A 5391-nucleotide genomic window follows, 5' to 3' on the forward strand; every position below is an offset into this window, starting at 1 on the left:
CTGCAAGTTTGCGCTTCACCCAGGGGCGCTGTTCCTCAGGGAGATGGTCAAGAACGTTCCTCATCTTGTGCACCTGGCACCTCTGGACGGGTACGTCATTCCCGAGCACATCAGCCACTGCCCTGCGCAACGCCTTGGAACCATCTATGACAACGAGCAGCCCATCCGTCTTAAGACCCCGCTCCGCCAGGTTGGTGACCAGCCCTTTGCATACCGAAGCATTCTCGGTGGCGCCCTCCCACAGACCGAGTATGCGTTTCTTACCGTCAATGTCGATGCCAAGAGCGCAGACTGCCGTATGCTCCGCTAGCACGATCCCGTCGATGTATAGAACCACCAGGTCAATCCCATCCAGCGGCTTAGCCATAAGCTCAGCCAGCGCCTCCTACGTCATTCGGGCAAACCTGCGGCTTATCGAACTCTTGGAGATGCCGGATGCCTCCACATCACCCACATCCTCAAGCCCGAAAGCATAGTTGCGCGTGGATAGACCGTGCAGCATCGTCTCAAAGGCTAGGCGCGTCAGGATCTCATCATTCTTGACTGCCTCGTATGACTCAAGCGCAACCTCTTTGCCGTCGACCGTACGGGCCCTGGGCCTTGAGACTCTCACCTCGCGCCCGCCCAGAACCACCGGCCTGCTCTCATGGCTATGCCTGGAAGCCTTCCTCCCCGGGTTGTGCTGCCCTTCTTGCCGATCTTCTCCTCCAGCTTCTTCTACCGTGATATGATGGTAAAGAAGCCATGTTTGTTCGGGTGACTTAGACGAGAGGTATTGGTTACTTGCGGATCGTCGAAAGTTACGGGAAGGAAGGGGTAAGCAGGCATCGGGTGCTTCTCAATTTGGGGCGGTGTGACGATCAAGCGGTAGTGGAGACGGTGCGCGAACTGGTTAGGGAGTACCGTCCGTTGGAGAGAGCCTCGGTGGTAATCGGGGAGGTTGAGGAAGCATCTGGTCGCGTGCAGGGGAAGGGGTACTTTCCGGAAGCTACGCGGGTGGAGGTAGGGGTGTCCTTCAGTTGCTGCTAAGGAGATGTATCGCGATGAGACAGGTATGCCGTAATGAAGGCGAAGCGCAGGAAGGAGGAGCCACCGGGTCAGCACTGGGACTGTCTTTATGGTGACACGCAACGACCGCCGCGGCAAGGCCGGGAGGCGGGCTATTTGTGCGGCCCGCCCGGCCTGGCCGCCCCGCGAGAGAAGTGGATCGGTAGAAGCCCGCAGAGGGGGTAGGCTGGGGCTCGCTGGTCGGATTGCACCTTGATAACTCAAAGACAGCGTGGATGTGGCGGCGAGGGGCTTTCATCAAGAAGGCGGCCGGGCCTGCAGGAGGATCGCATCCTGGCGTTGTAATGGAGGGTAGGCTGGTGTGGAGGTGAGTAGGATGGGTTGCAAGGTCATCTACCGACAGCGTATCCGAAGCCAGGCAGCCTCGGTGCAGGCGAAATCCCTTCTTGCGCATATTGCGAGTGAGGTCCGCGCCCGCAGGGAGGTGTCGGGCGATGAGGCGTACCTCATCGCGCTCGACGCGTACCGGTTCCTGCAGAGAGGGCTCCTTCGCCTGGGTCCCGGGCAGGTGGAACTGCCGTGCATAGCCGGGCGGGAAAGCCACATACGCCGCGCGCGCAGGGACCAGCCTGAGAAGCTGGTGAGGGTGTCCATCGTCGCAGACGAGGGCGCAAGCCTTCTCGAGGAGTTCGGCACGCGCGTGATGCAGCAGGCGCGGATAGCCCGGATCATCGAAGAAGCATACGACCAGGACGCGCTTTTCGACGGCGAGCGTCTGTGCCTTCTTGTGCCGCTTACCCTCACAGCGATCCGGGAGCGTCTCAAGGGGTTGTGGGACGAGGGGTGCCGGCCCCCGATCTCTGGCATGACATGGAAGATGCGCGAGGCTCTCAAAGCCCCGAGGGCCGTGGTGGCGATGGAGCGCTACCTCGACGGCGAGGAGGGGGGAGTTGCGAAGGCGCCTTGGCATAAACCGCATGCGCTGGCAGGAGTGGTATAGCGCCTTCCTGGAAGTGGTGGCGAGGTGCGACGAGGACCCTCTGGTGCTGTCGCAGGGCCTTGGCTACCCAGAGGAGCACATCGGGCTGTGGCAGGAGGTATGGCATCGCCACAAGGATAGCCCCACGGCCCGCGAGCGCATGGGAAAGCCTGCGGCCGTCCCAAGGGCAGCTCACCCTGCTGACGAGGAGGACAGGCTCCTTGATAGGCTCCTCCATGCTCACGGGTATACCCCGGCGTCTGCGAGGAGCTTCGTCCAGGAGATCCGCGACCTTGCGTTCCGCATCAACAATGTCGAGCGCAGGCCCAGGCAGATCGTCACCTTCGGGGTGTCGGAAGCCGAGCCCCCTGGGCGAAGCCTTGCGGAAGCGCAGCTTGTCATGGTGGTGCTGGATTATGTGGCTCAAGAGGACTGGGGGCTTGTAAACCGGATAAGCCCGCAGGCTCTGAAGTGGGAGCGCATAAAGAGGCTCTGCACCCAGGCGTATCAGCAAGGGGTGGCGCTCTCGCTTGCGGACCTTGCGCACCTTGTGGGGCTTTCGGTGGATGCCGTCCAGAACACGATAAAGGAGCACGACCAGGTGGTGGCGCCCACTCGCGGGAGGGTGGCTGACATGGGATCTACCCTCGACAGGCTACTGGTGCTGCGACACTTCGGACTTCCCAAGAGACTCATGGTCGAGGTCACGGGCCACGGGCTGAGGTTTAGCGGGCGGCTGGTAGCACAGGAAAGACAAACCGGGTTGGAAACCGCCGTCCATGATAAGCCCGAACCCACCGGTCGCTGGGTCAACAGGGTTTCCGAAAATGTTTGAACTCTGCATCGGATATACTCATTGGGAAACGGGTCATTCAGAGGTGAAAGCACGTGTTGGTTATCGGGATTACGGGGGCGTCAGGTGCGGTATATGGCATCAGGATGCTGGAAGTGCTTAAGGAAGCCGGGGTCGAGACTCACCTGGTTGTCAGCAAGTGGGCAGAGGAAACCATCAAACTTGAGACGGCCAGGACCATCAGCGAGGTGAGGAAGCTTGCCACGCATTGGTACGACGAATCGGACCTAGCTGCCCCCATATCGAGCGGCTCGCTTAAGTCGTTGGGCATGGTAGTCGTACCGTGCAGCGTGAGGACTCTCTCCAGCATCGCCAACGGGTTCTCGCATAACCTGATTGCTAGGGCCGCTGATGTCACTCTGAAAGAGAGAAGGCGTCTGGTGCTCGTCGTAAGGGAGACCCCGCTGTCCAGCATCCACCTGGAAAATATGCTCAGGGTAACCCGGGCTGGGGCCATTGTCATGCCGCCGAATCCCGCGTTCTACATGAAGCTGGCGAGTGTAGACGATCTCGTAGATTGCTTTGTGGGGAGGGTGCTGGACCTTTTCGGTGTGGAGCATGGTCTTCGTTGCAGATGGCAGGCGCCGCTGACTCGGAATGAGGAACCCGTTGAGGCGCAGCATGGACCTGAATGAAGAGCACGTCCAGCATGTCCCTGGCGCTCAGGAGGTAACAGGTTCCGGCGAGAATTTCGGTGTGGGCGTGAAGGATTTTCGAAGGCTGCGGCGAATACCGTGAAGTACGGATACAAGAAGTATGCAAAGCGTATAGCGCGATTGGTAGCGATGCCATGAGTGAACAGACAACCGCTGTGAAGTATGCCTCATTGAGAGATCGGGCGTATTGGGCAATAAAAGATGCCATCATACATTGCAGGTACAAACCTGGGGAACCGCTCCTCGAAGAGCGAGTGAGCCGGGAACTTGGGGTCAGCAGAACGCCGGTAAGGGAGGCCCTGCGAGAGTTACAGCGCGACGGGCTTGTCCGTTACATTCAAGGGAAGGGCGCGTTTGTGGCTGATATCTCAATCCAGGATGTGCACGAGGTCTTCTTCTTGAGGCGTGTCCTTGAGGCGGCGGCACTTCGGGTGACCATTCAGAGGTATCGCAAGGAGGATCTGGAACCGCTTATCGAGCTCTTCTCGGGGCTTGATCGGAAGGTAGAGAGCCTTGACTACGATGCGCTCTTTGAGTCCGATATTCGGCTGCATGGCTTCATCGTGGACATGGCAGGCAACAAGCGGCTTACCCATTTCGTATCGGTGCTGGGCGACCAGATCGAAAGGCTGCGCCGCATATCAGCGACGATGCCTGGGAGGATGCGGCAATCCCTGGAGGAACACCGCGCCATACTTGCTGCGATTCAGGCTAGAGACGTGGAGTCGGCAGAAAGCCACCTGATGCGCCATCTGAATAACGTGGAGAAGACAGTGCTGGTCGTATCGGGTTATTGACGAGATCCCCAGTGCCTGCACCTGCTAAACGAGATTCGACAAGACGCGAGGTGAGCGTTTCGAGCGGCAGACGGAAGGCGTTTTCGCGAGGGGACACGCGCCGACCACCTATTCATGGAGCACGCACACGTGCGTATACAGGGCGTATTAAGGCGGATGTAGGCCCTTTCCTGCACGGTGGTTTCCTGGAGCGAGTAGGTTGCGGGACGTGGGCCACAATCCCGATTTGAGCTCTGTGTCGTGGTAAGGGCGCCCGACCCTGCTAGGTTGTTCCGAGCGTCGAACGGACCGACCCCCTGGTTTTGGACATTAGGCTCTGACAGATGGTAGTTTCATGTTCCCGCATTGAGTTGCTCGGTAGCACTCCTCCGGTGTCATGAACTTAAGAGAGGAGTGCATCCGGGTTGTGTTGTAGAACTCCATGTATTTCGCCACCTGCTCGTATCCCTCGGTATATGTCTCAAACTCATGCAGCGATAGGCATTCCTCTTCCAGCAGCCTGTGGAACGCCTCTATGTGGGCGTTTTTGTTAGGGGTCCTTGCGGGTATCCTCTCATGCTCCACACCGTAACGGCTGCAGGCCTCCTCAAATACGTCCGCTATGAACTGTGGCCCGTTATCTGTCCGTATCACAGGCCTGTGGTCGCTATGTAATTAGCTTCCTTTCCCACAGGGCATTGCCGAGCGTCAGGGCCGCATCCTTGCCTGTTGCCGAAAGGCCTATGTGGCTTGCAACCACTGAACGGTCATAGACATCGAGTACCGACATCACGAAGAAGAATCGTCTCTCTCCCTCGATATACCCGTATTTCACGTCCGTCTCCCATAGCTGGTTGGGGCCTGTGACCACTCTATTCCTCGCAAGCCTCTTCGGGTGCTTTGGCCTTACCTTCCTCTGGGGCCTCAGGAGACCTATCTCCTTACACAGGCGATACACTTTCTTCTTGTTTATCACTAGACCGTATCTTCTACGCAGGCATATCGTCAGCTTCAGATACCCGTACGCATACCCCTCGCCCTCGATGAGCTCGCATATCCATTCCTTGACCTCATCGTCGCTTACGATCCGCCCCGCCTTGGTCCGAGAGTACCCGGGTA

9 protein-coding genes are annotated in these 5391 nt (G+C 58.7%); 5 read left to right on the forward strand and 4 right to left on the reverse strand.

Going from position 1 to position 5391, the window contains the following annotated elements:
- A partial coding sequence (locus GX515_13415) for an IS256 family transposase (protein HHY33991.1) occupies positions 1-367 on the reverse strand: 367 nt, incomplete at its 3' end.
- A gap of 18 nt (positions 368-385) precedes the next feature.
- Complete coding sequence (locus GX515_13420; protein HHY33992.1) at positions 386-634, reverse strand: hypothetical protein; 249 nt, start codon at positions 632-634, stop codon at positions 386-388.
- A gap of 149 nt (positions 635-783) precedes the next feature.
- On the opposite strand from GX515_13420, the gene GX515_13425 reads away from it, so the two are divergent.
- The 5 genes from GX515_13425 to GX515_13445 all read left to right on the forward strand — a co-directional run bounded on the left by GX515_13425 (position 784) and on the right by GX515_13445 (position 4293).
- Complete coding sequence (locus GX515_13425; protein ID HHY33993.1) at positions 784-1029, forward strand: hypothetical protein; 246 nt, start codon at positions 784-786, stop codon at positions 1027-1029.
- 340 nt (positions 1030-1369) lie between these two features.
- Complete coding sequence (locus tag GX515_13430) at positions 1370-2008, forward strand: DUF1670 domain-containing protein (GenBank protein ID HHY33994.1); 639 nt, start codon at positions 1370-1372, stop codon at positions 2006-2008.
- A complete protein-coding gene (locus tag GX515_13435) occupies positions 1959-2822 on the forward strand; it encodes a DUF1670 domain-containing protein (GenBank protein ID HHY33995.1) in 864 nt (287 codons plus the stop codon). The genes GX515_13430 and GX515_13435 overlap by 50 nt, the downstream gene beginning before the upstream one ends.
- A 68-nt stretch (positions 2823-2890) precedes the next feature.
- Positions 2891-3475, forward strand: a complete 585-nt coding sequence (locus GX515_13440; protein ID HHY33996.1) for a UbiX family flavin prenyltransferase — start codon at positions 2891-2893, stop codon at positions 3473-3475.
- A gap of 191 nt (positions 3476-3666) precedes the next feature.
- The gene (locus GX515_13445; GenBank protein HHY33997.1) at positions 3667-4293 is read left to right on the forward strand and encodes a GntR family transcriptional regulator; all 627 of its coding nucleotides are present in this window, start codon (positions 3667-3669) and stop codon (positions 4291-4293) included.
- Between the two features lie 309 nt (positions 4294-4602).
- Here the strand turns inward: GX515_13445 and GX515_13450 are convergent, their stop codons facing one another.
- Together GX515_13450 and GX515_13455 are read right to left on the reverse strand one after the other, a co-directional pair.
- Entirely contained in the window at positions 4603-4926 is a 324-nt protein-coding gene (locus tag GX515_13450; protein ID HHY33998.1) for a transposase, read from the reverse strand.
- 13 nt (positions 4927-4939) lie between these two features.
- Positions 4940-5391, reverse strand: a 452-nt coding sequence (locus GX515_13455; GenBank protein HHY33999.1) for an IS3 family transposase, incomplete at its 5' end; no start/stop codon positions are given.

It is taken from the genome of Bacillota bacterium (assembly GCA_012842395.1).
Taxonomy (GTDB): Bacteria; Bacillota; SHA-98; order UBA4971; family UBA4971; genus UBA6256.